This is a genomic window from Herbaspirillum sp. meg3, assembly GCF_002257565.1.
In the GTDB taxonomy this organism is placed as follows: Bacteria; Pseudomonadota; Gammaproteobacteria; order Burkholderiales; family Burkholderiaceae_D; genus Herbaspirillum.
This window is the reverse complement of the sequence record NZ_CP022736.1, coordinates 4,154,679-4,180,581: the sequence shown is the minus strand read 5'-3', so window position 1 is coordinate 4,180,581 and position 25,903 is coordinate 4,154,679. Positions and strand designations below refer to the sequence as shown.

23 protein-coding genes are annotated in these 25,903 nt (G+C 57.1%); 16 read left to right on the top strand and 7 right to left on the bottom strand.

Going from position 1 to position 25,903, the window contains the following annotated elements; genetic code table 11:
• Window positions 1–190: 190 nt before the first annotated feature.
• From hmeg3_RS18815 to hmeg3_RS18805, 3 genes are all read right to left on the bottom strand, one after another.
• A complete protein-coding gene (locus tag hmeg3_RS18815; protein WP_094565082.1) occupies window positions 191–1,051 on the bottom strand; it encodes a mechanosensitive ion channel family protein in 861 nt (286 codons plus the stop codon).
• Between the two features lie 227 nt (window positions 1,052–1,278).
• Entirely contained in the window at window positions 1,279–2,547 is a 1,269-nt protein-coding gene (gene purD / locus hmeg3_RS18810; protein WP_094565081.1) for a phosphoribosylamine--glycine ligase, read from the bottom strand.
• A 32-nt stretch (window positions 2,548–2,579) separates the two neighbouring features.
• Window positions 2,580–3,305 (bottom strand): YebC/PmpR family DNA-binding transcriptional regulator, encoded by a 726-nt coding sequence (locus hmeg3_RS18805; protein ID WP_094565080.1) that lies wholly within the window; start codon window positions 3,303–3,305, stop codon window positions 2,580–2,582.
• Window positions 3,306–3,496: 191 nt separating this feature from the next.
• Here hmeg3_RS18805 and hmeg3_RS18800 point away from each other — a divergent pair, with 191 nt between their 5' ends.
• Genes hmeg3_RS18800 through hmeg3_RS24800 form a run of 5 tightly spaced genes read left to right on the top strand, consistent with a single transcriptional unit; the run spans window position 3,497 to window position 9,725 of the window.
• Window positions 3,497–5,032, top strand: coding sequence for a helicase HerA-like C-terminal domain-containing protein (locus hmeg3_RS18800; RefSeq protein WP_094565079.1), 1,536 nt, complete (start codon window positions 3,497–3,499; stop codon window positions 5,030–5,032).
• Window positions 5,033–5,043: 11 nt separating this feature from the next.
• Entirely contained in the window at window positions 5,044–7,566 is a 2,523-nt protein-coding gene (locus hmeg3_RS18795; RefSeq protein ID WP_094565078.1) for a DEAD/DEAH box helicase, read from the top strand.
• Between the two features lie 55 nt (window positions 7,567–7,621).
• The gene (locus hmeg3_RS18790; protein ID WP_094565077.1) at window positions 7,622–8,539 is read left to right on the top strand and encodes a DMT family transporter; all 918 of its coding nucleotides are present in this window, start codon (window positions 7,622–7,624) and stop codon (window positions 8,537–8,539) included.
• Window positions 8,540–8,574: 35 nt separating this feature from the next.
• Window positions 8,575–9,552 carry a quinone oxidoreductase gene (locus hmeg3_RS18785; protein WP_094565076.1) on the top strand — a complete coding sequence of 326 codons (978 nt, stop codon included), beginning with the start codon at window positions 8,575–8,577 and terminating at the stop codon, window positions 9,550–9,552.
• Window positions 9,553–9,563: 11 nt separating this feature from the next.
• The gene (locus hmeg3_RS24800; RefSeq protein WP_007876877.1) at window positions 9,564–9,725 is read left to right on the top strand and encodes a hypothetical protein; all 162 of its coding nucleotides are present in this window, start codon (window positions 9,564–9,566) and stop codon (window positions 9,723–9,725) included.
• 105 nt (window positions 9,726–9,830) lie between these two features.
• Here the strand turns inward: hmeg3_RS24800 and hmeg3_RS18780 are convergent, their stop codons facing one another.
• Window positions 9,831–10,523, bottom strand: coding sequence for a DUF4136 domain-containing protein (locus tag hmeg3_RS18780; protein ID WP_094565075.1), 693 nt, complete (start codon window positions 10,521–10,523; stop codon window positions 9,831–9,833).
• Window positions 10,524–10,688: 165 nt separating this feature from the next.
• Here hmeg3_RS18780 and pepN point away from each other — a divergent pair, with 165 nt between their 5' ends.
• Together pepN and hmeg3_RS18770 are read left to right on the top strand one after the other, a co-directional pair.
• Window positions 10,689–13,385, top strand: a complete 2,697-nt coding sequence (gene pepN, locus hmeg3_RS18775) for an aminopeptidase N (protein WP_094565074.1) — start codon at window positions 10,689–10,691, stop codon at window positions 13,383–13,385.
• 48 nt (window positions 13,386–13,433) lie between these two features.
• A complete protein-coding gene (locus hmeg3_RS18770; protein WP_094565073.1) occupies window positions 13,434–14,438 on the top strand; it encodes a class 1 fructose-bisphosphatase in 1,005 nt (334 codons plus the stop codon).
• Between the two features lie 87 nt (window positions 14,439–14,525).
• On the opposite strand, the gene rarD is transcribed toward hmeg3_RS18770, so the two are convergent.
• Window positions 14,526–15,416, bottom strand: coding sequence for an EamA family transporter RarD (gene rarD / locus hmeg3_RS18765; protein ID WP_094565072.1), 891 nt, complete (start codon window positions 15,414–15,416; stop codon window positions 14,526–14,528).
• Between the two features lie 473 nt (window positions 15,417–15,889).
• Between rarD and hmeg3_RS18760 the strand changes: the two genes are divergently transcribed.
• The 4 genes from hmeg3_RS18760 to hmeg3_RS18745 all read left to right on the top strand — a co-directional run bounded on the left by hmeg3_RS18760 (window position 15,890) and on the right by hmeg3_RS18745 (window position 20,227).
• The gene (locus hmeg3_RS18760; RefSeq protein ID WP_157739305.1) at window positions 15,890–16,102 is read left to right on the top strand and encodes a hypothetical protein; all 213 of its coding nucleotides are present in this window, start codon (window positions 15,890–15,892) and stop codon (window positions 16,100–16,102) included.
• Between the two features lie 11 nt (window positions 16,103–16,113).
• A complete protein-coding gene (locus hmeg3_RS18755) occupies window positions 16,114–17,358 on the top strand; it encodes an HD-GYP domain-containing protein (RefSeq protein ID WP_094565070.1) in 1,245 nt (414 codons plus the stop codon).
• Between the two features lie 321 nt (window positions 17,359–17,679).
• Window positions 17,680–18,462, top strand: coding sequence for an ABC transporter substrate-binding protein (locus tag hmeg3_RS18750; protein ID WP_094565069.1), 783 nt, complete (start codon window positions 17,680–17,682; stop codon window positions 18,460–18,462).
• 325 nt (window positions 18,463–18,787) lie between these two features.
• Entirely contained in the window at window positions 18,788–20,227 is a 1,440-nt protein-coding gene (locus hmeg3_RS18745; protein WP_232511728.1) for a sensor domain-containing diguanylate cyclase, read from the top strand.
• 147 nt (window positions 20,228–20,374) lie between these two features.
• Here the strand turns inward: hmeg3_RS18745 and mctP are convergent, their stop codons facing one another.
• Together mctP and hmeg3_RS18735 are read right to left on the bottom strand one after the other, a co-directional pair.
• Complete coding sequence (gene mctP, locus hmeg3_RS18740) at window positions 20,375–21,877, bottom strand: monocarboxylate uptake permease MctP (protein ID WP_094565068.1); 1,503 nt, start codon at window positions 21,875–21,877, stop codon at window positions 20,375–20,377.
• The gene (locus hmeg3_RS18735; RefSeq protein WP_094566446.1) at window positions 21,877–22,056 is read right to left on the bottom strand and encodes a DUF3311 domain-containing protein; all 180 of its coding nucleotides are present in this window, start codon (window positions 22,054–22,056) and stop codon (window positions 21,877–21,879) included. Before hmeg3_RS18735 ends, mctP begins: the two co-directional genes overlap by 1 nt.
• Window positions 22,057–22,434: 378 nt before the next feature.
• Between hmeg3_RS18735 and hmeg3_RS18730 the strand changes: the two genes are divergently transcribed.
• From hmeg3_RS18730 to hmeg3_RS18710, 5 genes are all read left to right on the top strand, one after another.
• Window positions 22,435–23,805 (top strand): cache domain-containing protein, encoded by a 1,371-nt coding sequence (locus tag hmeg3_RS18730; RefSeq protein WP_094565067.1) that lies wholly within the window; start codon window positions 22,435–22,437, stop codon window positions 23,803–23,805.
• Window positions 23,798–24,457 carry a response regulator transcription factor gene (locus tag hmeg3_RS18725; RefSeq protein WP_094565066.1) on the top strand — a complete coding sequence of 220 codons (660 nt, stop codon included), beginning with the start codon at window positions 23,798–23,800 and terminating at the stop codon, window positions 24,455–24,457. Before hmeg3_RS18730 ends, hmeg3_RS18725 begins: the two co-directional genes overlap by 8 nt.
• Window positions 24,458–24,563: 106 nt before the next feature.
• Entirely contained in the window at window positions 24,564–24,989 is a 426-nt protein-coding gene (locus hmeg3_RS18720) for an SRPBCC family protein (protein ID WP_094565065.1), read from the top strand.
• A gap of 1 nt (window position 24,990) precedes the next feature.
• Window positions 24,991–25,428: an EVE domain-containing protein gene (locus hmeg3_RS18715; protein WP_094565064.1), complete on the top strand. Its 438-nt coding sequence runs from the start codon at window positions 24,991–24,993 to the stop codon at window positions 25,426–25,428.
• Complete coding sequence (locus hmeg3_RS18710; RefSeq protein WP_094565063.1) at window positions 25,425–25,877, top strand: MarR family winged helix-turn-helix transcriptional regulator; 453 nt, start codon at window positions 25,425–25,427, stop codon at window positions 25,875–25,877. The genes hmeg3_RS18715 and hmeg3_RS18710 overlap by 4 nt, the downstream gene beginning before the upstream one ends.
• Window positions 25,878–25,903: the final 26 nt, after the last annotated feature.

The window sequence follows — 25,903 nt, the reverse complement described above, 5'->3', positions numbered from 1 at the left end:
TAGGGGGCGTGGTGGCAGCCGTAAAAGGCGCTCTGGTGCACGCAATAAAAATTACCCCCGCGATTGTACCCTGACAGGGCCTTCAGCGGATAGCCCGGAGCCGTTTTGAAGGCTCCGGAACAGGCTTGGCAAGAGGATTGTACGCAGATATGTCGTGAAAAGTGCGCACATCAGGTGCAAGTCGGCAGGATCAAGCCTGCGGCGCAGCGTTGTCGGCGGCTGTATTGGCAGCGTTCGTCGCATTGGCGACGCTGACCTGATAAGTTGCCGGTGCCGGCCAGCCAGCCTCGGCGCAAGTCTGGGCGATGGCCTGGTTGGTGTCGTTGTAGACCTGACCGTAGTTCGGCGTCGGGGCGTACAGGCGTACCGCCAGCAGCGTGCCCATGGCGTTGAACTCCTGAATCACCACGGCGATGGCCGGGGAGGTCAGCACATTGGGAATGCGCGATACCTTGTCGGTCAGGCGCGCAATTGCCTGCGCCGGATCGACGCCGTAAGCAATCTGGCAACGCAGATCGACGCGGCGGGTCGGATGGACGTTGTAGTTGGTGATGATGTCGGAGAACAGTTTGTTGTTGCCGATGATCACGCGCAGATTGTTGTCGGTCAGTATGGTCGTCGTCACCAGGCCGATATCCGTCACCGTGCCGGTTTGCCCCGCAGCGGTGATGTAGTCGCCGACTTTGAACGGGCGCAGCACCACCAGGAAGACACCGGCCGCGAAGTTCGACAGCAGGCCCGACCAGGCCACGCCCAGCGCCACACCGACGGCGCCGATCATGGCGGCAAACGAGGTGGTCGGGATGCCGCAGACTTCCAGAATGCCCATCACCAGCAGCACGCGCAAGATCACATGGATGGCTGAAACAGCGTAATTGATCAGTGTCGCCTCAAACTGGCGCGCCGTCAGTACGCGACGCACGACCTTGGCGAAGGTGGCGATCAGCATGCCGCCGATGATCCAGATCGCCAGCGCGGCGAGAACCTTGAGACCGAACGGCACAAGATAGAGATTGATGAGGGTATCGAGATTGAGCAGGTGTTGTTGCATGCATGTTCCTTTCTTACTATCTTGTTTTTGGGCGCAGACGTCGTTATTGCTTGTGATTTTCCAGGCACGACGTCGCATTCAACGCAGTTAGTTCATTACGAGCGATTTTTGTTGCAGATTTCCTGCGATTTTATGCAAAGAGGGCAGATATAAAGAAAAAACCTCGCAAAACATTCGGTTTTGCGAGGTTTTTTGTCGATATTGCCTGTTTTTACATGTCGTGCTGATCAGCGTTTGATCGCACGCCAGCCGATATCGCGGCGCAGTTGCGCACCTTCGAAGTGAATCAGATCCGCCGCTGCATAAGCCTGCTTCTGCGCAACTTTGACGCTATCGCCCAGACCCACGACGCACAGCACACGGCCGCCCGCTGTGGTGAGCTTGTTGTCGTTCAATACGGTGCCTGCGTGGAAAGTGACGCAATCGTCGGTTTCCGCCGGGATATCGGTGATCAGATCGCCCTTGCGTGGCGCATCCGGATAGCCGGCAGCGGCCATCACCACGCCCAGTGCGGTACGGCGATCCCATTCCAGCTCGATGGTATCCAGCGTGCCTTGGACGGCGTGCTCCATCACGGCCAGCAGATCGGTCTTCAGGCGCGCCATGATCGGCTGCGTTTCCGGATCGCCCATACGGCAGTTGAATTCCAGCGTCTTTGGATTGCCCTTGTCGTCGATCATCAGGCCGGCGTACAGGAAGCCGGAGAACGGGATACCGTCCTTGGCCATGCCTTGCACTGTCGGCACGATGATTTCGCGCATCACGCGCGCGTGCAGCGCCGGCGTGACGATCGGGGCAGGGGAATAAGCGCCCATGCCGCCGGTGTTCGGACCCTGATCGTTATCTTGCAGGCGCTTGTGATCCTGGCTGGTGGCCAGCGGCAGGATGTTCTTGCCGTCGACCATGACGATGAAGCTGGCTTCTTCGCCGGCCAAAAATTCTTCGATCACCACGCGTGCACCGGCGTCGCCGAGCTTGTTGTCCGACAGCATCATGTCGACCGCGCCGTGTGCTTCTTCCAACGTCAGTGCGACGACCACGCCCTTGCCGGCGGCCAGGCCGTCAGCCTTGATGACGATAGGCGCACCCTTTTGGTCGACGTAGTCATGCGCTGCCTTGACGTCGGAGAAGGTCTGGTATTCCGCCGTCGGGATCGCGTGGCGCTTCATGAAGGACTTGGAGAAATCCTTCGAGCTTTCCAGTTGTGCGGCTTCCTTGGTGGGGCCGAAAATCTTCAGGCCACGGGAGCGGAACAGGTTGACGATACCGGCAGCCAAGGGCACTTCCGGTCCGACCACGGTCAGCGCGACGTGTTCTTTTTCGACGAAATCGGCGAGTTCGTTGAGATCGGTGATCGCAACGTTTTGCAGACGCTCATCGAGTGCCGTGCCGCCATTGCCCGGCGCGACGTAGACGGTTTGGATACGCGGCGATTGAGCAATTTTCCAGGCCAGTGCGTGTTCACGACCGCCGGAGCCAACAACGAGAATTTTCATGATAGGGACTAGGTAAGAATGGTTGGGCGGCTTCAGTCTTCAATAACGGCGTTGCTGTAAATCTCTTGCACGTCGTCGAGGTTTTCCAAAGCATCCAGCAGTTTTTGCATCTTGACCGCGTCGTCGCCGGTGAAGACGGTTTCGGTCGCGGGCTTCATGATGATTTCGGCCATCTCGGCCTTGAAGCCGGCCTTTTCCATCGCAGCCTTGACGACGGCGAAGTCGTGCGGTGGCGTCAACACTTCGATGCCGCCTTCTTCGTCGGTGATGACGTCATCGGCGCCGGCTTCGAGCGCGGCTTCCATGACGGCGTCTTCGCTCACGCCCGGTGCGTACATCAACTGGCCGCAGTGCTTGAACATGAACGACACAGAACCTTCCGTGCCCATGTTGCCGCCGAACTTGGAAAACGCGTGGCGGACTTCCGCCACGGTGCGGATACGGTTGTCGGTCATACAGTCGACGATGATGGCCGCGCCGTTGATGCCGTAGCCTTCGTAGCGGACTTCTTCGTAGTTGACGCCGTCCAGGGTGCCGGTGCCGCGCTGGATGGCGCGCGTGACGTTGTCCTTGGGCATGTTGGCGTCGGCAGCCTTGTCGACCGCCAGACGCAGACGCGGGTTAGCGTCCGGTTCGCCGCCGCCCATGCGGGCTGCAACGGTGATTTCCTTGATCAAACGCGTCCAGATCTTGCCGCGCTTTTCGTCCTGACGGCCCTTGCGATGCTGAATATTGGCCCATTTGCTGTGTCCAGCCATGATGAATCTTTCCTGCCTTGATGAAACGCACTCCAACCGGATCGTCGCGAAGTCCGCTGAATTTTCAGTAGATATCGGAGATTGACGAAAGGCGTTCTAGTTATAATCGACCGGGAATTTTACCATATCGTCCGACCCCAAAGCCGACCTCCGGCCATCCTCTTTATTGCCGTTCTTATTACATTCCTATCATGATCAATCCACTTCTCGTCGCCCGCAATCAGACCCAGGAACTGGCATTGCTGCCGAATCTGGTCAATCGTCACGGCTGCATCACCGGCGCTACGGGCACCGGCAAGACCGTGACCCTGCAAGTGGTGGCGCAGGCCCTGTCCGATATTGGTGTGCCGGTTTTCATGGCCGACGTCAAAGGAGATCTGTCGGGTTTGTCCAAAGCGGGCGTGCTGACGGCCAAAGGCAAGGAGCGCCTGAGCTCGCTCGGCATGAGCGAGCCAGCCTGGGAGGCGCTGCCGGTGACGTTCTGGGACGTGTTCGGTGAAAAAGGCCATCCGGTGCGCGCCACGGTGTCCGACATGGGGCCGCTGATGCTGTCGCGTATGCTGAACCTGAACGACACGCAGGAAGGCGTGCTGCAACTCGTGTTCAAGATCGCCGACGACAACGGCTTGTTACTTCTGGACACCAAAGACCTGCGCGCCATGCTGCAACACGTCGGCGACAACGCCGCCACCTTCAAGACGGAATACGGCAACATCTCCGCCGCCAGCATCGGCGCCATCCAGCGCGGCCTGATCGGCATCGAGGAGCAAGGCGGCGACAAGTTCTTCGGCGAGCCCATGCTCAACATCGAAGACTGGATGCAGACCGACACCAAAGGCCGTGGCGTGATCAACATCCTCGCCGCCGACAAGCTGCTCAACGCGCCGCGCCTGTATTCAACCTTCCTGCTATGGATGCTGTCCGAACTGTTCGAGCATCTGCCGGAAGTCGGCGACCTCGACAAGCCCAAGCTGGTGTTCTTCTTCGATGAGGCGCATCTGCTGTTCGACGAAGCGCCCAAGCCGCTGCTGCAAAAGATCGAGCAGGTGGTGCGCCTGATCCGCTCCAAGGGCGTCGGCGTGTTCTTCGTCACGCAAAATCCGTTGGATATTCCGGACACGGTGCTGGGCCAGTTGGGCAATCGCGTGCAGCATGCCTTGCGCGCCTACACGCCACGCGACCAAAAGGCGGTGCAAGCGGCGGCTGAAACCTTCCGCGTCAATCCGCAACTCAATACCGCGACAGCCATCACTGAACTCGGCGTCGGCGAGGCGCTAGTGTCCTTCCTCGATGAGAAAGGCCGTCCGAATATCGTCGAACGCGCCTACGTCATGATGCCGGGCTCGCAGATCGGCCCGATCACCGATGACGAACGCAAGGCCTTCATCGCCTCGTCCGTGGTGGCCGGCGTCTACGAAAAAGTCGTCGATCGCGAATCCGCCTACGAAAAACTCAAGGGCCGTGCGGCTCAGCAGCCCGGTAATGCACCGGCCTCGGGCGCGCCCGCCAATACGACCGTACCGGCTGAACCGGAATCGTCCGGCGGAGGTCTCGGCGATTTGCTGAAGGATGCTGCCGGTGGATTTTTCGGCAACAGCGCTGGTGGCAAAAATCGTCGCGAATCGCCGGTGGAAGCCATGGTCAAATCCGCAGCGCGCAGCATCGGCTCGCAGGTCGGCCGTGAAATCATTCGCGGCGTGCTTGGATCTCTGCTCAAGAAGCGTTGATCAGTCAGTCCATGGCAGTTCCCGAGGACCGTCCCTCACTCTCTGAAGTGCCGGGACGCTTTCGCCCACGCCTGACGCTGCATACGCTCACGCGCGGCGATGGCGTATTTGGCTTGCGTCCGGGTGGATTGTTCGGGCCGCGCGGCGGCAATGTCACGGTTGCGCAAGTCGACTGGACATACTCTGCGGGCGATAGTCTGCGTTGGGAAACTCCCGCGCAAACCAGCCTCATGGACCAGAGCGCCGCCGCGATACAAACCTTGTTCGATGCGAAAGGGCAGCAGGTCGCCATGCGGCGCAATCTGCACGCCGAAGCCGATGCGCTCGAAGCGATTCAGGCCGCCGGCATGTTGCCGCTGCCGCCCGATGCCTTGCAATGGCGCGCCGACGACATGGCGACCCTGCACGATCCCTTGTGGTCGCTGCTCTTGGAAAACAACTTCGGCGATTTCTGGGCCGATCAGGTGCCGCAATTGCAGGAGCAGGGCTGGACCATCGTCGTGCGTCCCGGCTTCGCACATGAAAGCGTACCGGTTGACGCCTGGCGGCTGATCGTCAGTCCCGAGTCCGGCGCCGTGCTCGGCAAGGAAGTTGCCAGCCGGCTGCAGCAGGGACGTCACAAAGTCATCGGCGATTTCGGTGAGGTCGGCCCCGGTCGCGCCGCGTGGTGGCTGCTGACGATGGGTATCGACATCGAAGGCCAGTCCTTCGACCTCGCGCCGATGCTGGCCGACCTGTTGCGCCGCGATGCGCGCTGGACCGACGTGCAAAAGATCGCCGCCATCGACGATATCTCCGTCATTTCGCTGCGCGCACCGGGCGGCAAGCGCGTCGATGCGCTGGCAGCGCCGCTCAAGGTGATCGTCTCGGCCATGCTCGATCTGTTGACCGATCCGCGCCGCAAGGAAGGCGCGCTGCGTATTTCTGCATGGGACGCCGGCCGTCTTGAAGACATGTGCCTGCGTCTGGGCGACAGCGACGCCGCACGCAGTGGCGTGCTGACCATGGAAAACGACGTCGGCCTGCGTGCGCTGGCGCAGCGTCTGCGCGCTGCAGGCGAGCCGCCGCCGGTCGCTGCACCGGAAGGACTCGGCATCACGCTGCGTCCATATCAGTTACATGGCGTCGCGTGGCTGCAATATCTGCGCGAACACAATCTGGCCGGTATCCTGGCGGACGACATGGGGCTGGGCAAGACTGCGCAGATGCTGGCGCACATCCTGATCGAACAGCAATCGGGCCGGCTCGATTGTCCGGCGCTTGTTGTCTTGCCGACTTCGCTGGTGTTCAACTGGCAAGCCGAGGCCAAACGCATGGCGCCGGCCTTGCGCGTGCTGGCTTTGCAGGGGCCGGAGCGCGAAGACGATTTCCCACGCATTGCCGACTACGACATCGTGCTCACTACCTATCCGCTGGTATGGCGCGATCTAGACATGCTGGCGCGGCAGCCATTTCATCTGCTGATCCTCGACGAAGCCCAGACCGTCAAAAATGCCTCTGCCCGCGCCGCCAGCGCCGTGCGCCGCCTGAACGCGCGGCATCGCATCTGCATGACAGGCACGCCGATGGAAAACCATCTTGGCGAGCTGTGGACGCAATTCAATTTCCTCATGCCGGGATTTCTCGGCGACGCCACCACGTTCGCGCGATTGTGGCGCAAGCCCATCGAAGAAAACGGCGAAACCTTGCGCGCGCAATTGCTGGCGCAGCGCGTACGCCCCTTTATCCTGCGTCGCCGCAAGGAAAACGTGGCCGCCGAATTGCCCGCCAAAACCGTTGCGGTAAAACTGCTGCGGCTGGAAGGCGGGCAACGCGATCTCTATGAAAGCGTGCGCGTGGCCGCCGACAAGCAGGTACGCCGCGCGTTGGAACGCAAGGGCTTCACCGGTTCGCATGTGACGATCATGGATGCCTTGCTCAAGCTGCGTCAGGTGTGCTGCGATCCGCTGTTGCTCAAAGGCGAAGCGGCTAGAAAGAACGCTCCAAAGAACATCGAACGCGCCAAGATAGAAATGCTCCGCGACATGTTGCCTTCGCTGGTGGCGGAAGGGCGGCGCGTGCTGGTGTTCTCGCAGTTCACCGAGATGCTGGAGCTGATCGAAACTGAACTCAACGCTTTGCAGCTCGACTGGCTGTCGCTGACCGGCAAGACGCCGCCGGCGCAGCGTGGCGAGGTGGTAGCGCGCTTCCAGAGCAAGAGCGTGCCGATTCTGCTGATCAGTCTCAAGGCTGGCGGCATCGGCCTGAATCTGACTGCCGCCGATACGGTCATTCTGGTCGATCCATGGTGGAATCCCGCCGTGGAAGAACAAGCTATTGCCCGTGCACATCGTATCGGCCAGGATCAGACGGTGCTGGTCTATAAACTGATCATCGAAGGCAGTATCGAGGAACGCATCATGGAACTGCAGGAGCGCAAGTCGTTGCTGGCCGAAGGCGTGCTGGGCAGTGATGCGGAGCTTGCCCCCAAATTCGACGCCACCGAACTCAACGCATTGATGGCGCCGTTGAGCGCAACCATCCGGGCAACCTGAACGCGACGGAGACGGCACTTCGGCGCTCCGGGCCGGGAGCGTTTACAATCATGCGATGTCTTCCGCCACACTTTCCCCCGCTATTTCCAAACGCCAGGCCTATCTTGGCGGTTTGCTGCTCGCCGTCGTCGGCGCCATTTTCTTCTCGGCCAAGGCGATTGTCGCCAAGCTGATGTATCGCTATCACGTCGATGCGGTCATGGTGATCAGCTTGCGCATGATGTTTTCTTTCCCGATGTTTGCTGTCGTGGCGGTCTGGCAGGCGCGTCATTCACCGCCGCTGGCCGGGCGCGATTACGCCAAGATCGTCTTCCTCGGCCTGATCGGCTACTACCTGTCGAGCTTCCTTGATTTTCTCGGGTTGCAATACATTTCGGCCGGCCTCGAACGGCTGATCCTGTTCCTCACGCCATCGTTCGTGCTGCTGATCTCTTTTACGTTTTACAAGCGCAAGGTCGGTCTGGTGGAGTGGGCCGCGTTGCTGGTGTCTTACCTCGGTACGGCGCTGGTGCTGCAACATGACATCAATACCGGCGGCAGCAATGTGGTGCTGGGCAGCTTGCTGGTGCTGGGTGCGGCGATTTCGTATGCGCTCTATCTGATCTTTTCCGGCGAGCTGGTGCGCCGTGTCGGTGCGATGCGTTTGGTGGCCTACGCCATGTGCGTGTCGTCGGTGGCGTGCATCGTGCAGTTCTTTATTTTGCGCCCCGCTTCTGCGCTGGTGCAGCCGGTCGAGGTGTATCAGTTGTCGGCATTCAACGCCGTGTTTTGCACCGTGCTGCCTGTGTTCCTGACCATGATCGCGGTGGCGCGCATCGGTGCCCCGAGCGCTGCGCAGGCAGGGCTGGTCGGGCCGGTGTCGACATTGTTTCTTGGCGCCATGCTGCTGGATGAGCCGATCACGGCGATTCAGCTGGTCGGTACCGCGCTGGTATTGTCCGGGATTTATTTGTTGTCGCGCAAAAAGACTTAAGCACGTTTTCTTCAATCGCAATTCAGGAGACCGAAATGACAAAAGCAATCAGAATTTTCAAGACCGGTGGACCGGAAGCCATGGAATATGTTGACGTTGAAGTCGGTGATCCCGGTCCCGGCGAGGTGCGCATCCGCCACGCCGCCGTCGGCCTGAATTTCATCGACGTTTATTTCCGCACCGGCCTGTATCCGCAGCCGTTGCCGGGTGGTCTCGGCCAGGAGGGCGCAGGCACCATCGAAGCCGTCGGCGCCGGCGTGACTGGCTTTGCGGTCGGCGATCGCGTGGCGTATGCCGGTCGCGGCGGTAACGGCGCTTATGCTGAAGAGCGTCTGATCTCGGCGGAAGTGCTGGTCAAGCTGCCCGATTCCATCAGTTTCGACACCGCTGCCGCGATGATGTTGCAAGGCATGACGGTGCAATACCTGCTGCGTCAGACCACACCACTCAAGAGCGGCGACACTATCCTGTTCCACGCCGCTGCCGGCGGGATCGGCTTGATCGCCAGTCAATGGGCCAAGGCGCTGGGCGTGAACATGATAGGTACCGTCAGCACCGAGGAAAAAGCGGCGCTGGCCAAAGCGGCGGGTTGCGCGCACGTGATCAATTACAAGACGGAGAACTTTGTCGAACGCGTCAAGGAAATCACCGGCGGCAAAGGCGTGCCGGTGGTTTATGACTCTATCGGCAAGGACACCTTTACCGGCTCCCTCGATTGCTTGTCGCCGCGCGGTTTGATGGTCAGTTTCGGCAATGCGTCCGGTCCGGTGCCGCCGTTCGGCATGAGCGAACTGGCTTCGCGCGGCTCGTTGTATCTGACACGTCCTTCGCTCGGCGCTTACACCGCCACGCGCGAAGCGCTCGACGCCACCGCCGGCGACCTGTTCGCCATGGTGCAAAGCAAGAAGCTCAACATCGACATCAACCAGCGTTATGCGCTGAAAGACGTCGCTCAGGCGCATGCCGATCTGGAAGGCCGCAAGACGACCGGCTCCACTATCCTGATTCCTTGAGGACATCGATCTTGACTATCTCCGATCCCGGCAAGAGTCCGATGAATCATCCCGACGAGCAACCGTCAGGCACCGACGGTTCGCCCAAGTTCGGGCGCTTGCTGATCGTGCTGATCCTGGCGGTGCTGGTGATTGTGGCGATTACCTTCGGCAGTGAAGCGCTATATTCCTGATTGCTCATCAGGCACAGGACGTAAAAAATCCCGGTCTTGCTCAAGTGGCAAGGCCGGGATTTTTGTTTGCGACGCCAGTTTGACTGGTTAAATCTCAGGCGGGAGTCATGGTACAGGCGTCGCAGATTTGGCCGGGGAGGGAGGATTGGCAGGGGCAGCAGTTGCTGCCGGCGCAACTTTGTCCAGCTTCAGTCTGACATGGCGTGACACGCCGCTCGGGCCGGGGAATTCCGAAAACGCGCTGCGCACCATGTAAGGCATCGCCATCGGCAAGGTCGCCTCGCGGCCTTCGCTGTCGACCGTCACTTCATACAACTTCTGATCGCCCGCTGCGCGCGCAATGGTCACGTGCAAGCGCCGTTGGAACACCGGGAAAGCAGTCGTTTGCATCGGCGGTCCCCAGAACGGATCGTAGAACGGTCCCGGTCCCCAAGGGCCGAACCCGCGTCCACGCCAGCCCGGATAGCCTGGGCCGTACCAGAAGGGGTCATACATCGGCTGCGTCACGACGACCGTGCCGGACTGCATGCCATAGGCAAAAGACACCTTCAACGCAGCCGCATTGGCCGCAGATGCATCGGTAAAGCCCAGGCGCAGCAATTCGGCGCGGATCAATTGTTCGTAATTACGGTATTCAAGACTGCCTTCCTGTTCCTTGGCGGGCGCAAAGACGAAGGATTTGTCCTTCAAATCCGCAGGCCAGGCGTGGAAAGCGGTGACGTCGCTGGTGATGGTGGTGGCGCATCCTGTAAGCAGGGCGCTGCCGGCGAGGAAAAGGACGCCAAGCAAGCGTTTCATGGTGAGTCTCCGGTGGTTCTGGCAGATCTATGGGGTGAGGTAAACGGCTTCGGTGAAGTCTGCAGGCTAGTATTCTCGCCGTTTTCTGCCGATTCATACGGTTGATTGGTAAAATCGTGTTTTGTTCCTATTGCACTATTGCATCCATTTCACGGGATATCCTCCATGCGCACAGAAACGCCTCCGACGATTTACCGCAAAGATTACGCTGCTCCGACCTATTTTGTCGACACTGTCGAAATGGGCTTCGACCTTGAGCCAGAACTGACCCGCGTTGCGACCCGCATCACCATGCAGCGCAACCCCGCCGCTGCCGGCAAGGATATCGAGCTCTACGGCGAAGAACTGGACCTGGTTCAGCTGCGCCTCAACGGCAAGACCCTGACTGCGCGCGACTATCGTGTGCAAGGCGGCATCCTGCGCATTCCCGGCGCACCGGCCAAAGTGACGCTGGACATCGAAACCACCACTAATCCGCAGCGCAATACCTCGCTGATGGGTTTGTACGTCTCCAACGGCAATTTTTTCACGCAGTGCGAAGCCGAAGGTTTCCGCAAGATCACCTACTTCCCCGATCGTCCTGACGTCATGGGCAAGTACACCGTCATGCTGCGCGCCGACAAGAAGAAGTACCCGGTGCTGCTGTCCAACGGCAATCTGATCGAAGAAGGCACTCTGCCTGACGGCCGTCACTACGCCAAGTGGGAAGACCCGTTCAAGAAGCCGTCCTACCTGTTCGCACTGGTAGCCGGCAAGCTGGTTTGCCAGGAAGAAAAATACAAGCTGCAATCCGGCCGCGAAGTGCTGCTGCAAGTGTGGGTGGAAGCAGGCAATCTCGACAAGACCCAGCACGCCATGGATTCGCTCAAGAACAGCATCCGCTGGGATGAAGAGCGCTTCGGCCTGGAACTGGATCTGGACCGCTTCATGATCGTCGCCGTCGGCGACTTCAACATGGGCGCGATGGAAAACAAAGGCCTCAACATCTTCAACACCAAGTTTGTGCTGGCCAATCCACGCATCGCCACCGATGTTGACTACGCCAACATCGAAGCCGTGGTCGGCCATGAATATTTCCACAACTGGACCGGTAATCGCGTCACCTGCCGCGATTGGTTCCAGCTGTCCCTGAAGGAAGGTCTGACCGTTTTCCGCGACCAGGAGTTTTCCGCCGACATGATTGGTAGCGACAGCGGCCGCGCGGTCAAACGCATCGACGACGTGCGCGTGTTGCGTCAGGCGCAGTTTCCGGAAGACGCCGGTCCGATGGCGCATCCGGTGCGTCCCGACTCCTTTGTCGAAATCAATAATTTCTACACCGTCACCGTCTACGAAAAAGGCGCCGAAGTCGTCCGTATGTATCAGACCCTGCTCGGCCGTGAGGGCTTCCGCAAGGGCATGGATCTGTACTTCAAGCGCCACGACGGTCAGGCGGTGACCTGCGATGATTTCCGCGCAGCCATGGCCGACGCCAACAAGCGCGATCTCAAGCAATTCGAGCGCTGGTATAGCCAGTCCGGCACGCCACGCGTTGCCGCCTCCGTACGCTACGATGCCAAGGCCAAGACACTGGAACTTACGCTGGAGCAATCCTGCCCATCCACACCGGGACAAAAGAAAAAGCTGCCATTCCACATCCCTGTTGCGGTCGGCCTGCTCGACAGCAAGGGCAAGGACATGGCACTGAGCTTGTCCGGTGACAAGACGGCCAAGTCAGCGCGGACCACGTGCGTGCTGGAATTGACGCAAGCCAAACAGACTTTCAAGTTCACCGACGTCGCCGAAAAGCCGGTGCCGTCCATCCTGCGCGGCTTCTCCGCGCCGGTGGTGCTGGAGTATGAATACAGCGACGCCGAGCTGGCCTTCCTGATGGCGCATGACAGCGACGCATTTAATCGCTGGGAAGCCGGTCAGCGACTCGCCACACGCCGTCTGCTCAATCTGACTATCGCCGTGCAGGCTGCGCGTCAGTCCGGTCACGTCGTCTCGGTCGAATCCGTGCTTGGCAATCTGCAGCAGGACGATGCCTTGACTAACGCGCTGCGCGCCACGCTCAATGACACTTCGCTTGATCCGGCCTTCCGCGAACTGGTGCTGACCCTGCCGTCGGAAACCATGATCGCCGAACAGATGGAGGTCATCGATCCGCAAGCCATCCACGCTGCACGCCAGTTCCTGCGCCGCACGCTGGCAAAAGAGTTGAGCGCCGATCTGCTGGCGGCATACAAGGCCAACCAGAACAAGGGCGCCTACAGTCCCGACGCGACGGCGTCCGGTAAGCGCGCACTGAAGAACGTCGTGTTGTCCTATCTGGCTGAACTCGACGACGAGCAGGCGCACACACTGGCGCAGCAGCAATGCGACGACGCCAACAACATGACCGACCGTCTGGCTGCCTTGGCGGCGCTGACCAACAGCCGCGCCGAAGGCAAGGGCAAGGCGCTGGAAGCCTTCTACACCGAGTTCGAGCAAGAAGCGCTGGTCATCGACAAGTGGTTCACGCTGCAAGCCACCGCGCGTACCGCCGATGTCGAGACCGTCCGTGCGCTGGCGCAGCATCCGGCCTTCACGCTGAAGAATCCGAACCGTGCACGCAGCCTGATTTTCAGTTTCTGCAACGGCAATCCGTCGGCGTTCCACGCGCTCGACGGCAGCGGCTACGCTTTCTGGGCCGAGCAAGTCATCGCGCTCAATGGCAACAACCCGCAAGTCGCTGCTCGTCTGGCGCGCAGCATGGACCGCTGGCGCAAGTATTCGCCGGCGCTGCAGGAAAAAATGCGCGCCGCGCTGCGTCAGGTGGCAGATACGCCGAACCTGTCGCGCGACGTCGCCGAAGTGATCACCAAGTCGCTATCCAATTGAAGCCGCGCAGTGAACGCACCACAGATTTGATTTTTAAGAGAGAGCATCATGACCAAACGCATCAGCCTGACCCAACATTTGATTGAGCAGCAACGCCTGCACAACAAGATTCCATCCGAACTGCGCCTGCTGATCGAAGTCGTCGGCCGCGCCTGCAAGAGCATCAGCCACGCCGTCGGCAAGGGCGCGCTGGGCGAAGTGCTGGGCAGCGCGGGCAGCGAAAACGTACAGGGCGAAGTACAGAAAAAGCTGGACGTCATCTCCAATGAAATCCTGCTCGAAGCCAATGAGTGGGGCGGCCATCTGGCGGGCATGGCATCGGAAGAAATGGAAACCATCCATCCGATTCCCAACCGTTATCCCAAGGGCGAATACCTGCTGATGTTCGATCCGCTGGACGGCTCCAGCAACATCGACGTCAACGTGTCCATCGGCACCATCTTCTCTGTGCTGAAAGCACCGGAAGGCATGACCACACCGTCGGAAAAGGATTTTCTGCAACCGGGCGTCAAGCAAGTCGCGGCAGGTTACGCGGTCTACGGCCCGCAAACCGTGCTGGTGCTGACCACCGGTGACGGCGTGCACTGCTTCACGCTGGACCGCGAAATGGGCGCCTGGGTGCTCACGCAGCGCGACATGCAGATTCCGGCAGACACCAAGGAATTCGCCATCAACGCCTCCAACGCGCGTCACTGGTATCCACCGGTCAAGCGCTACGTCGACGAAATGCTGGCAGGCTCCACCGGCCCGCGCGGCAAAGACTTCAACATGCGTTGGATCGCCTCCATGGTCGCTGACGTGCATCGCATCCTCAACCGCGGCGGCGTCTTCATGTACCCGGCCGACGCGCGTGAACCGGACAAGCCAGGCAAGCTGCGTCTGATGTACGAAGCCAATCCGATGGCCTTCATCGTCGAGCAAGCCGGCGGCGCCGCCACCAATGGCGATCAACGTATCCTCGATATCCAGCCTGAGAAGCTGCATCAACGCGTTGCGGTTTTCCTCGGCTCGAAGAATGAAGTCGAGCGCGTTACCGGTTATCACAAAGAGTAAGAGATATGCGGTCGCAGATGTGCTGCAGCTGAAACGAGAAAGGGACTTGCGATGCGAGTCCCTTTTTATTTTTGCGGGCAGTTGTTGTCAGCGCCGCTGCATCAGCCGCACGCTGTGAATCGCCGTAAAACCGACCGACATCCAGATCGGGATATATGTCCACAACTGCGCCGATGTCAGCGGCTCATCCAGCAGGATGATCGCCACCACCACCAGCAATACCGGCTCCACATAGCCGAGGATGCCAAACAAGCCCATCGGCAGCAAGCGGCTCGCGCGCAAGAAACAATCCAGCGCTGCCGTACTTAATAAGCCCAGTCCCGGCAATAGCATCAGATACATATCAGGCCGTTGCCACACCGCAGACAGATTCGGGCTGATCGCCAGCGTGTACAAAGCCACCGGCGTCAGCAGCGCGATCTCCATCGTGAAGATCACCATCGAATTCAGCTTCAGACGGCGTCGCAGCATGAAGTAAGGGGGATATCCCAACGCCACTAGCATTGTCGGCCACGAAAACGCTCGCGTTATCCACAACTCATGCAACACGCCTGCAATCGCACACGCTACCGCAATGCGCTGCCAACCATCCAGACGCTCACCGTAATAAAACCGCCCGATCAGCACCATCGCCAACGGCAGCAAAAAATATCCTAGTGACACATCCAGGGCCCGCCCATTTAGCGGCGCCCACAAGAACAACCACAACTGCACACCCAGCATCGCTGTCATCACCACAAACAACAGCGCCTGCAACGGTGCGCGCAGCAATGCAAGAAAGGCATCACACAATTGCGCGCCATGCTTGCGCATGCCGATCAGCACGAATGCCAACGGCAGCGTCCACACAATGCGCCAGGCAAAGATGTCGAGACCATTGAGCGGCATCAGCCAGCTGGTGTAGGCAGAGAGCAGGGCGAACAGCGTCGACGCGATGACCGACAGGGCGATGCCACGCGCCGTTTCAGAATGGTTCATGCAAGAAGAGAGGTAAGGGAGCTATGCAAAAGCACCAACATGGTGCGAGCGCGATTGTAGCTTAGTCAGGCACGGGCGCTGCGGGTGAGGTTGAGAAAGGATCGCGGCGGCCCGGGAAATGATTGCTGCAGGCTGATAGCAGTCGCCCAGATTGGTGGTGCATGTTTGAAGAGGCAGAGCCAATCGATCGGCCCTCGTAGTCAGCTAAAGCTCCATTTCAGCATTTGCCATATCGATGGTCAACGGCAGATCCAGGCACCAGATTCTGAAGTAGAAAAGAAATTATCAAATAAATCACACATTTGGTTTATTTGTTTTATTTAACTAATTCATTATATTTGGTGTAGAATTCAGGCATTGAAGATCAAGTGGTTATGAAGTGCAACCATGCTGTATGGAGTGCAACAGCCGGACAAGAGGCGAAGGTCACTTGTTTGTTTATACCGTGCTCGATCTGAAAACGCGGTGGAGTCATGATGAATGAAAATGGCCCGCATGATTTGACCGAAGACGTGGATTATTACCAAGTCATCTACAAGGATCTGGGCAAAAGGCAGGCGATCATCGAGTTCGACACTACCGGAAACATCTTGCCGGCCAACCAGATCGATGAGCTATACCATGAAGGAGATTCGTCACCGGCGTCACCGCATTTTTTCCTTCGAAACGTACGTAACGCTTGCTAAGACGAACAAAAATGAGCCACTTGAAAAAAATCAGCGTCAACAATCTTGTTCCCGGAATGTATTTTTCTGGCTTTGATGGGCCATGGATTGACAATCCATTCTGGAAAAACAAATTTTTGATTACTAATCACAAAGAGATTAAGCAAGCTCAGACGTCAGGATTTGAGCATTGTTGGATCGACGTCTCCAAGGGCAAAGATGTGCAAGAAAGCTCGCTCACCGCAGAAGAGCATGAACTTCTGGGCGACATTGCATCTGGCCTTTCTGAAGAAAGCCTCGACTTGCTGTACGAAGTGGAAGATGCGAAGCGCCTTTATGATCAAGCCAAAGAAATTACCCAGACGATGTTCAAGCAAGTTCGTTTGGGCAGGGCGATCGATACCGCGGAATGCCTTCGGTTGGTGGATGAAATTGCCGCGTCGGTGACACGTGGTTCCAGCATATTGACCAGCGTTGTGCGGCTGAAGCAGGCCGATGAATACAGCTACATTCACTCCGTAGCTGTTTGTGCCTTGATGGTTTCCTTGGGGAAAACACTGGGAATGGATGATGCATCCTGCAAGGAGGCCGGTCTGGCGGGATACCTGCATGACGTTGGCAAAGCCTTCATCCCGCTGGAAGTGTTGAATAAACCAGGCAAACTGACCGACCCGGAATTCAGGATTGTTCAGCGTCATCCGACTTTGGGATACGAATATCTTCGCGGAGACCCCAAAGTTCCGGATTATGCATCCACAGTTTGCCTGCACCATCATGAAAAACTGGATGGAAGCGGCTATCCCGGCAAGCAACAAGGCAATGCAATCACGATCTATGCGCGGATGGCTGCAATTTGCGACGTCTACGATGCGATTACCTCTGATCGCCCTTACAAGCAAGGCTGGGATCCGGCCGAGTCGATTGCGCAAATGGCGTCATGGGATGGTCATTTTGACAGGCCCATGTTCCTTGCCTTCGTCAGGACCTTGGGTATCTATCCGGTAGGATCAATTGTCAAACTGAAATCAGGCCGACGTGGCCTCGTCATCAAGCAGAACCATAACGATCTGACCAAGCCAGTCGTGAAAGCATTCACAATTTCTGATGCATTTGAAGTGCTGCATACCGAACTCGTTGACCTCGGATCGACTTCCACCCAAGACGGCATTGCCGAGCGAAGCGGAGAAGACTGGCTCAAACTCAAGGGGCTCAGCATGAGTTTTGTCGATCATATGAAGTCGGGGATTGCGGACAGCAGAGCTATTTCAGTCGCCTGAAAACTGGATCGATCTCAGGCCAAAATATTCACACGAGTGGTCAGCTCCAGGCCGACTGCAGATGATTTCTATTTTGGCGTCACCCCATACTTTCCACACTAGAGAAGACTGCAAATTTCTTCCGCCGATACGCTGGCACTAAACTTGGGTGACTTTCCCGGTTAATGCCGTTAAAAAAATCGAACAGAGACCGGGCCTCTCAGAAAACAAAAAAACACTTTTCAAGAGTTTCTAATTCCATTCGCTACCATCTGTTTTATTCGGGTTATAGTGCAGAAACAATACGGCAGAACATTACATAAAATACGCTGGGAGACGCGCATGCCTATTTTGATCCGATGTGTCTTGTTCCTTACGCTGGTCCCATTGGCGGCTTTGTCGCAAGAAAAAGAATGCGGGAAAGTGGTTATTTCAGCCGATTCCGACTACGCACCGCTGCAATGGTATGACGGTAAACAGTTAACCGGCGCCAGTATCGAGATCGCGACGACCGCCTTGAGCGCGCTCGGCATCCCCTATGAAGTTCGCTATGTCGGCCCTTTTCATCGCGTACTGAAAAGCGCCCAGAGCGGCGAGATCGACATGATCTCGTCTCTCAAGGACACCCCCGAAAGACGCGAGTATTTGACCTATACAAGCGTCGCACTGTTTTCCAATCCCATTGCCATATTTGTCGCCAGGGATAAAAAATTCAATTACGCAGGATGGGATGACCTGATCGGGAAAAAGGGCGGCGTCACGCTTGGAAACCAGTTTGGAAATGGTTTCGATGAATTCCTTCGAAAGAACTTGCAGGTACAGGCCGAGCAAAAAGCTTATATGAATTTTAAGAAACTCGAACTGCGTCGCATCGATTACCTGATCACGGGGTACTACAGCGGAATAGCCTACCTGGCCACGTCCGGACAAAATGACAAATTTGTTGCCTTGAAGCCGTACGTCTCGGAATCTGATAATTTCATCGCCATGACGAAGTCAAGTCCCTGTATTAAACACCTGAAAGCATTGAATCTTCAGTTGGACACGATGCGCCGTGAAGGCAAACTGAAGTTGATCTTGGACAAGCACATGGCACTGCTGGCTCAGCCGGCGAATCAACGGTAGATTTGCGGCGGATCGCGGGCCGTTTCCCCGCAGAAATTTCCCATACATACCAGCGTTCCGGAGGTGTAGCACAACACGTTGCGTAGCCAAAGTTAAAAGAAATAATTGTCGTCTCCGGCATACGTTGCGTTTTGGAAATCTGTCGAAATATATGCTTTTATGAGTTAATTACGCCCATCAGATTTCAAGTACAGATGATTTTTATTGAAGACCATGTGCCGGCAGCCACAGTCTTTCATCTTGCTTGGGCTCAAACAAACAGAGTAAATGGGGTTTAAAAATTAAGCGTTTAGGGAAGGCTCTTAAAATAAGCGGGATAATCCTGATGGCAATGGTATTCGGCTTGTTCGGCTGGATGCTCTACACCAGCCATGAGGAGGCAAGCCAATATGCAATCGATACGTCGCAAAACATCACGCTGATGGCCCAGCGGGATATCGTTCGAAATATCGAGATACTCTCTCTGTCTCTGGATGCACTGGCCAATCGCTATCAAAGTCCGACGTACCGGCAGCTCACGCATAACCAGCAACATTCCTATCTTTTCGGCGGTGTTGCAGCCGCAAAACATGTCGTGGTCATGGCGGTACTTGACGATGTCGGCAAGGTTGTCGTTTCCTCTTTGCCGGGCGCACCGGCCAATACCTACGGTGATCGTCTCTATTTCACGGTTCATCGGGATCAGCCCGAAACCGGTCTTTATATTTCGCCGCCAATTACCGCCAAATTCGATCGGGATCTGCAGGTTGTCGTCTTGTCCAAGCGCCTTGCCAATCAAGACGGCAGCTTTGCCGGCATTGTTGTCATGGCTCTCGATCTGACCTATTTCCGCGAGCTGTTCAGCGGAGTCGTGCTGGGTGAGGATGGTGTGATGTCGCTGTATTCCCGCAGTGGCGTGGTTTACATGCGGTTGCCATACTCCGCTTCGATAATTGGGCGTGATATCAGTACCAACCCGAATTTCTTGACGATCAAGTCCTTGATTCAGCAAAATAGTGGCAGCTTCTTTGCTCGAGCCATGAACGACGGGGTGAAACGTCTGTATGCCTTCAGAAACGTTCCGGGAACCCAGCTTGTCGTTTTTGTCGGGCGTTCCGAAAAGCATATCTTCAGGCACTGGACGGAGAGTCTTTATACCGTCGGTTCCCTGATGCTGCTCTTCATCGCGGTGTGCGTGGCGCTCTTCCATGTATTGCGTAATGAGCTTAAGAAACGACGTCATGCCGAAGAAAAATTGCAGGAGTTGGTGCGCATCGATGATTTGACCAAACTGCTCAACCGCCGAGCACTGGACCATGCATTGGACGACCTGTGGAGTAGAAGCAGACGCAGTAAGGGGACGTTTTCGATTTTATTTATCGATGTCGATTATTTCAAATTTTACAATGACACCTATGGCCATCAAAAGGGAGACGAGGTTCTGGCCGCCGTCTCTCGCGCCATCTCTTTACAGCTGCCGCGCAGCTCCGACATTGCCGCGCGCTACGGTGGAGAAGAGTTCATCGTCGTGCTCGCTGAAACCAATGCCGACGGTGCCATCTTTGTGGGTGAAAAGATTCGCAGCGCAATTGAAGCACTTCATATTTTGCACTCGAAAAGCCAGATCGGCCACATTTCAGTGAGCGTTGGTGCGGCCGTGTATGACGGTAAGATTCATGATTCGATCAACGCCGTATTGAATGCGGCCGATAGCGCCTTGTACAAGGCCAAAGGGAATGGACGAAACAATGTACAAATAAGCGCAAGGCCAGTCGACGAGGCATAGTCGCGCTGGATCTTGCCTGATTTTAAAATTGTGAGCGTCGTCAACAAAGCAATCGATAACGTATCGCGCGCTGCAAATAAAAAAGCCACGTTCCGGAGAACGTGGCTTTTTCTGATTGCGGGCATGGCTGCTGAATCAGTGCTTCACTCAGTGCTTCAATGCCGGCGCTTTCGCACCGCCCTTGCCAAACACCAACTGAACGACGACTGCCACCACGATATTGATCGCCAGCGCAATCAGACCGGTGTACATGGAGTACGAATCAGCCCCGATGTGGAAGGTATGCACCGGCTTGATGCCATCCGCATACGCCAGCCAGCTGCCGCCGATGATACCGACCGCCCAGCCGGTCAGCAGCGCGTTGGCGCCAAACCAGCCGATGAACAAACCGAACACCAGCGCCGGGAAAGTTTGCAGAATCCACACGCCGCCCAGCAACTGCAGATCAAGCGCAAACTTGGTCGGCAGGAACAGGATGAACACCAGCGCGCCGAACTTCACCACCAGCGACACCATCTTGGCGACCTTGGCTTCGCCTTCGGCCGACACGTTCGGATTCACGTACGGCTTCCAGAAGTTACGCGTGAACAGATTGGCCGCACCAATCGACATCACCGCCGCCGGCACCAGCGCACCGATGGCAATGGCCGCGAACGCAAAGCCACTGAACCAGCTCGGGAACATGGCATTGAACAGCGCAGGAACGATGTCATTGTTCACTTCGACCTTGACGCCCGCCGCGTAAGCCATATAGCCCAGCAGCGCGATCAGACCCAGCAGCACCGTGTACGCAGGCAGGAACACAGCGTTCTTGCGGATCGTGTCAGCACTCTTGGCCGCAAAGATGCCGGTCAGGGTATGCGGATACATGAAGGCCGCCATCGCCGACCCCAGCGCCAGTGTCGCAAACGGCAGGAACTGTGCAGGCTTCAACGTCAGACCGGTCATGCCGCCCTTGGCCGCAAACGCCTCACGTGCCGAGTTGAACACGATGCCATAGCCGCCCAGCTTCATCGGCACCAGCACCACCGCCACCAGCACCACGATGTAAATCATCAGATCCTTGACGAAGGCAATCAGTGCAGGCGCGCGCAGGCCGGCCGAATAGGTGTACAGCGCCAGAATCACGAAAGCCGCCAACAGAGGCAATTCACCGGTAACCCCGAGCGCCTTGATCACGACTTCCATCCCGATCAGTTGCAGCGCGATATAAGGCATGGTCGCCACGACACCGGTCAGGGCAATGGCCAGCTCCAGCTTGCGCGACTTGTAGCGGCCGAACACCACGTCGGCAGCGGTGACGTGACCGGCCTTGTGCGCAGCGTGCCACAGCTTGGGCATGATCAGGAACACGATCGGATAGACCAGAATCGTGTACGGCAGCGCGAAGAAGCCGTAAGCACCGACCGCATACACCAGCGCCGGCACCGCGATCACGGTGTAAGCGGTGTAGAAGTCACCGCCGACCAGAAACCAGGTAATCCAGGTGCCGAAGTTACGGCCGCCCAGCCCCCATTCGTCGAGGTGAGCGCCCTTGTTGGCGGAACCGCCGCTTTGCCAGCGCGAGGCCCAGAAGCCCATGACGGTGACCAGCGCAAAGAAGAAGATGAAGACGCCGAGGGCAGTCCAGTTGATGGAAGAGGAATTCATTATTCGACTCCCTTCTTGAGACCGTCCTTATAGACGATCCAGATGATCAATGCGGTGAGCGGAACCCACATGAACTGATACCAGTAAAAAAACGGAAAGCCGAACAGTGCGGGCAGTTCGTCGTTGTAAAACGGAACCCATAGCAAGGCGATGAAAGGTAGTAACAGCAATGCGCGCAGATAGCTTCGCCCCACTGTTCTTGATGGCATGTCGGTGGACATCAGATCTCCTCTTTTGTTATGAAAAATGACCGCTTTGGAGGCATCCACAAAAACAGAAGGGCGACTGCAGGCGCGCATGCGAATACGTACATATACATTGCGTCCGGAGTCGTCGTGGTGAGGATGTCTCCGATATAAAGAAATTTTTATATCAATTTTTACTATTTTTATGTGCCGTAGTATTCGCATATCTGCGGCTTGGAACAAGCGGGAGACTACTTAGTGGAACTACGTAGGAACACGTAGGTGGCCGCGTGTAATCCGACATAGAATTGCGGGAGAACTCATAACAGAAGAGTGTGCGAGGCTTTTTGAGCCCGAGGAGACATTGCCAGGATGAAACTAAGACACAAGATTATTTTCTTTGCAGTCACACCATTGCTGATCTCTTTCGGGGTCATTGCGATTGTTGTCTGGCACCAGACCATCAGGCTCGGCGAGCAGCAGCGCCAGTCGATTCAGGAAGCGTATCGGAGCAGCAAAGATGCGGAGCTGCACCATTACGTCGATCTCGCCGTTCATTCGATCGCGCATCTCTATGAACGCAACGATGTAGAAGGCGCCAAACGGGAGGCCATCAATATCCTGGCCCGGCTCGACTATGGCGATGACGGCTATTTCTTTGCCTACGATTTTTCCGGGAATACGTTGGTCCATCCACGTCAGCCTGAGCTGCTTGGCAGAAATTTGTGGGACTGGGAAAACGTAGATGGCACCAAAACCATCCAGCGCCTCATCGTGCGTGCCCGCAGTGGCGGTGGCTTTGAGCGCTATCTGTGGCGCAAGCCGTCCAGCAGTACGGTCGCACCGAAACTTGCGTATGTGATTGCCTTGCCCAAGTGGGGATGGATCATCGGTACGGGAATTTATCTCGACGATGTGGACGCGGCGCTTGCCAACATCGACCGGCAGATATCCGGGCACAATCTCGACACGATGCGACTGATCGCGGTCATCGCACTCCTTAGCGTCGCGGCGGTGGCCGGCTTTGGCCTGATGTTCAACCTCAGTGAACAACGTGTTGCCGACGCCAAACTCAGGGAGTTGGCGCAGAGAGTCGTTTTATCTCAAGAGGAAGAGCGGGCGCGTGTTGCACGCGATCTGCATGACGGCATCAGCCAGCATCTGGTTTCCATCAAGTTGCAGACTGAAGCGGCGATCATCAAGCTCGAGTCCCCTCAGCAAATCGCGTCCGCCAGCGATGCTTTTGAACACACCGTGGAGCAAATGAATCGCTTGCTCGGCGAGATCAGGCATATTTCTCACGGCTTGAGGCCTGCTCTCCTGGATGATATGGGCTTGACCAGTGCGCTGCAGTTTTTGTGTGATGAGTGGAATGCGAACGGAGAGCTTCGCATTGACTTCTCCTTCAGGGGGACGACAAATGCATCGCCGGATGTCGTCAATACCGTCATGTTCCGGGTTGCCCAAGAGGCCTTGAACAATATCTGGCGGCATGCGAGGGCAAGCTCCGTGTCATTGGAACTGGCCGAGGAATCAGGCTTGTTCCTCCTGACCATTCGCGACAACGGTATCGGCTTCGATACGGGCCAGATCGCCAAGCATCCCAAACAGGGTATCGGCTTGCGCAACATGGCAGAGCGTCTGGAAGCAGTAGGCGGCAGCTTCTCCGTATCCTCAAGTTCCGAAGGAACGGTGGTCGTGGCGCAAGTTCCTTTGCTCACAAAGGAGGCATTTTATGCTTGATGAAACAGTAACAACAGTAACAACGCCAGCAACAACGAATGTCATGATCGTGGATGATCATCCGATGATCAGGGATGGCGTGCGCGCCCGGCTGGAGAGTATGCCGGGTGTACAGGTCGTTGCTGAAGCCGGTACTGCGGAAGAAGCCTTAAAGCACGCAGCGCGCCAGCCGATCAACCTGGTGTTGATGGACATCAACCTTCAAGGCAGCAGTGGGATCGAGCTGACGGGGCAGTTCCAGTTGAACTTCCCCGATATCGCCGTGCTGATCCTCAGCATGCACAACAAAGCCGAGTACGTCTTGCAGTCGATTCGTGCGGGCGCGAGAGGCTATGTGTTGAAGGACGCCCCCGGAAGCGACATCGTGCGTGCAATCGAAGCGGTGCTGAACGGGGGCGTCTATTACAGCGCTGCGCTGATGCCCATCCTCGCCCAGCCGCGTATCAAAGAAGAGTCGCTCACGGCACGCGAACGCCAGGTCCTTGAGCAGATAGCGAAGGGCGCGTCGAACAAGAGCATCGCAGAGACGCTGGATCTGAGTGTGCGCACTGTCGAAACCCACTGTCTGAATATCAAGCGCAAGCTGGATATCGAGGGACGCAGCGAGCTGATCAAGTTCGCCCTGGAAAATCTTAGAATAGAAAGAGGCTAGAGAGGAGAGGGCGCATGTTTCGAACGTCGGCTTCTCGCTGAAAGAAGGACTGTTGACGAATATAATAAGTGCACATATAATATGTACACTTATTAAGGAGGTCGATATGTCCAATGCTACACAAGCCACTGCATCCTATAGCCATGACACCATTGCGCCGGCGGCAACCATCTGGGCGCTGTTCAAGGCCGTATCCGATTGGAAGAACTGGAACGCCGGCGTGCATGACTGCAGCCTGGAAGGTCCCTTCGCGACAGGCTCCTGGTTCACGATGGTGCTTCCTGATCAAGACGTCATCCGATCGCAACTTGTTGAAGTCACTGAGCCGCGTCTGTTTACCGACGAGACCACGCTTGGAGACGTCGTCGTGCGAGTGACGCATCAGATCAATCCGCTGCCTGACGGCCGCAACCGGATCACCTACGAGATCGGCGTGACCGGAGAAAATGCACAGGATATTTGCACGGGAGTTTCTTCCGACTTCCCACAGGTCCTGCAGGGACTCGTGGCAAAAGCGGAAGGCCGGGTGTGATATGAGCCAATCCTGGCTAGGTGTCGTCTCTCGCGCTCATGTTCAACGCGGTGTGGCGGGAGGCTTTGCGCAAGTGTGTCACGGCAAGGCTCAGCCTTTACGCAGAATGAAGTCGGGCGATATTTTCTTCTATTATTCCCCGGCGGTCGAAATGCATGGTGCGCCGTTGAAGGCATTCACTGCAATGGGAGTCGTGGAGGATGAAGAAGTATTTCCGTTTGATATGGGAGGCGGATTCGTGCCGTTCCGTCGCCGGGTGAAGTATCTCGAGGTGAAAGAGACGCCGCTGGAGGCATTGCGCAGCGAGCTGGATCTGTGCGCTGCGCCGAGCTGGGGAATGGTTCTGCGCCGCGGCCTTATCCCTCTGACCGACAAGGATTCAAGCACGATCGCCAACGCAATGGGCGTTGATCTTGCCACACAAAGGATGTACCGATGAAATCGAAGCCGCTACCCACCAGCCACAGCGGGCCGTCTGACAGTCCCGGTTTTTTGCTATGGCGCATCTCCAACAACTGGCAACGCGAACAGCGTGCTGCGCTGCAACCGCTTGGCTTGACGCACACGCAGTTTGTCATGCTTGCGGTCGCGACCTGGTTTGGGGCGGAAGAACCCCTTACCCAAATGAAATTGTCCCAGCTCACGGGCAGCGACCCGATGACAACTTCGCAAGTAGTGCGAGCCCTCCTTGCGAGCGGTCTGTTCGAACGCGCTGATCATCCCACTGACACGAGAGCAAAAGTCATCTCCGCATCTGCAACCGGCCGCAAGCTTGCGCAAAAAGCGATTGCCGTGGTGGAAGAAGTCGACCGCCGCTTCTTTGAGCCTCTGGGGCAGGATCAGGCGCGCCTGGTCACTCTTTTTCAGACCCTGCTCGATAAACGATAAATTGCGAATGACTTGCGTGTTGTCGT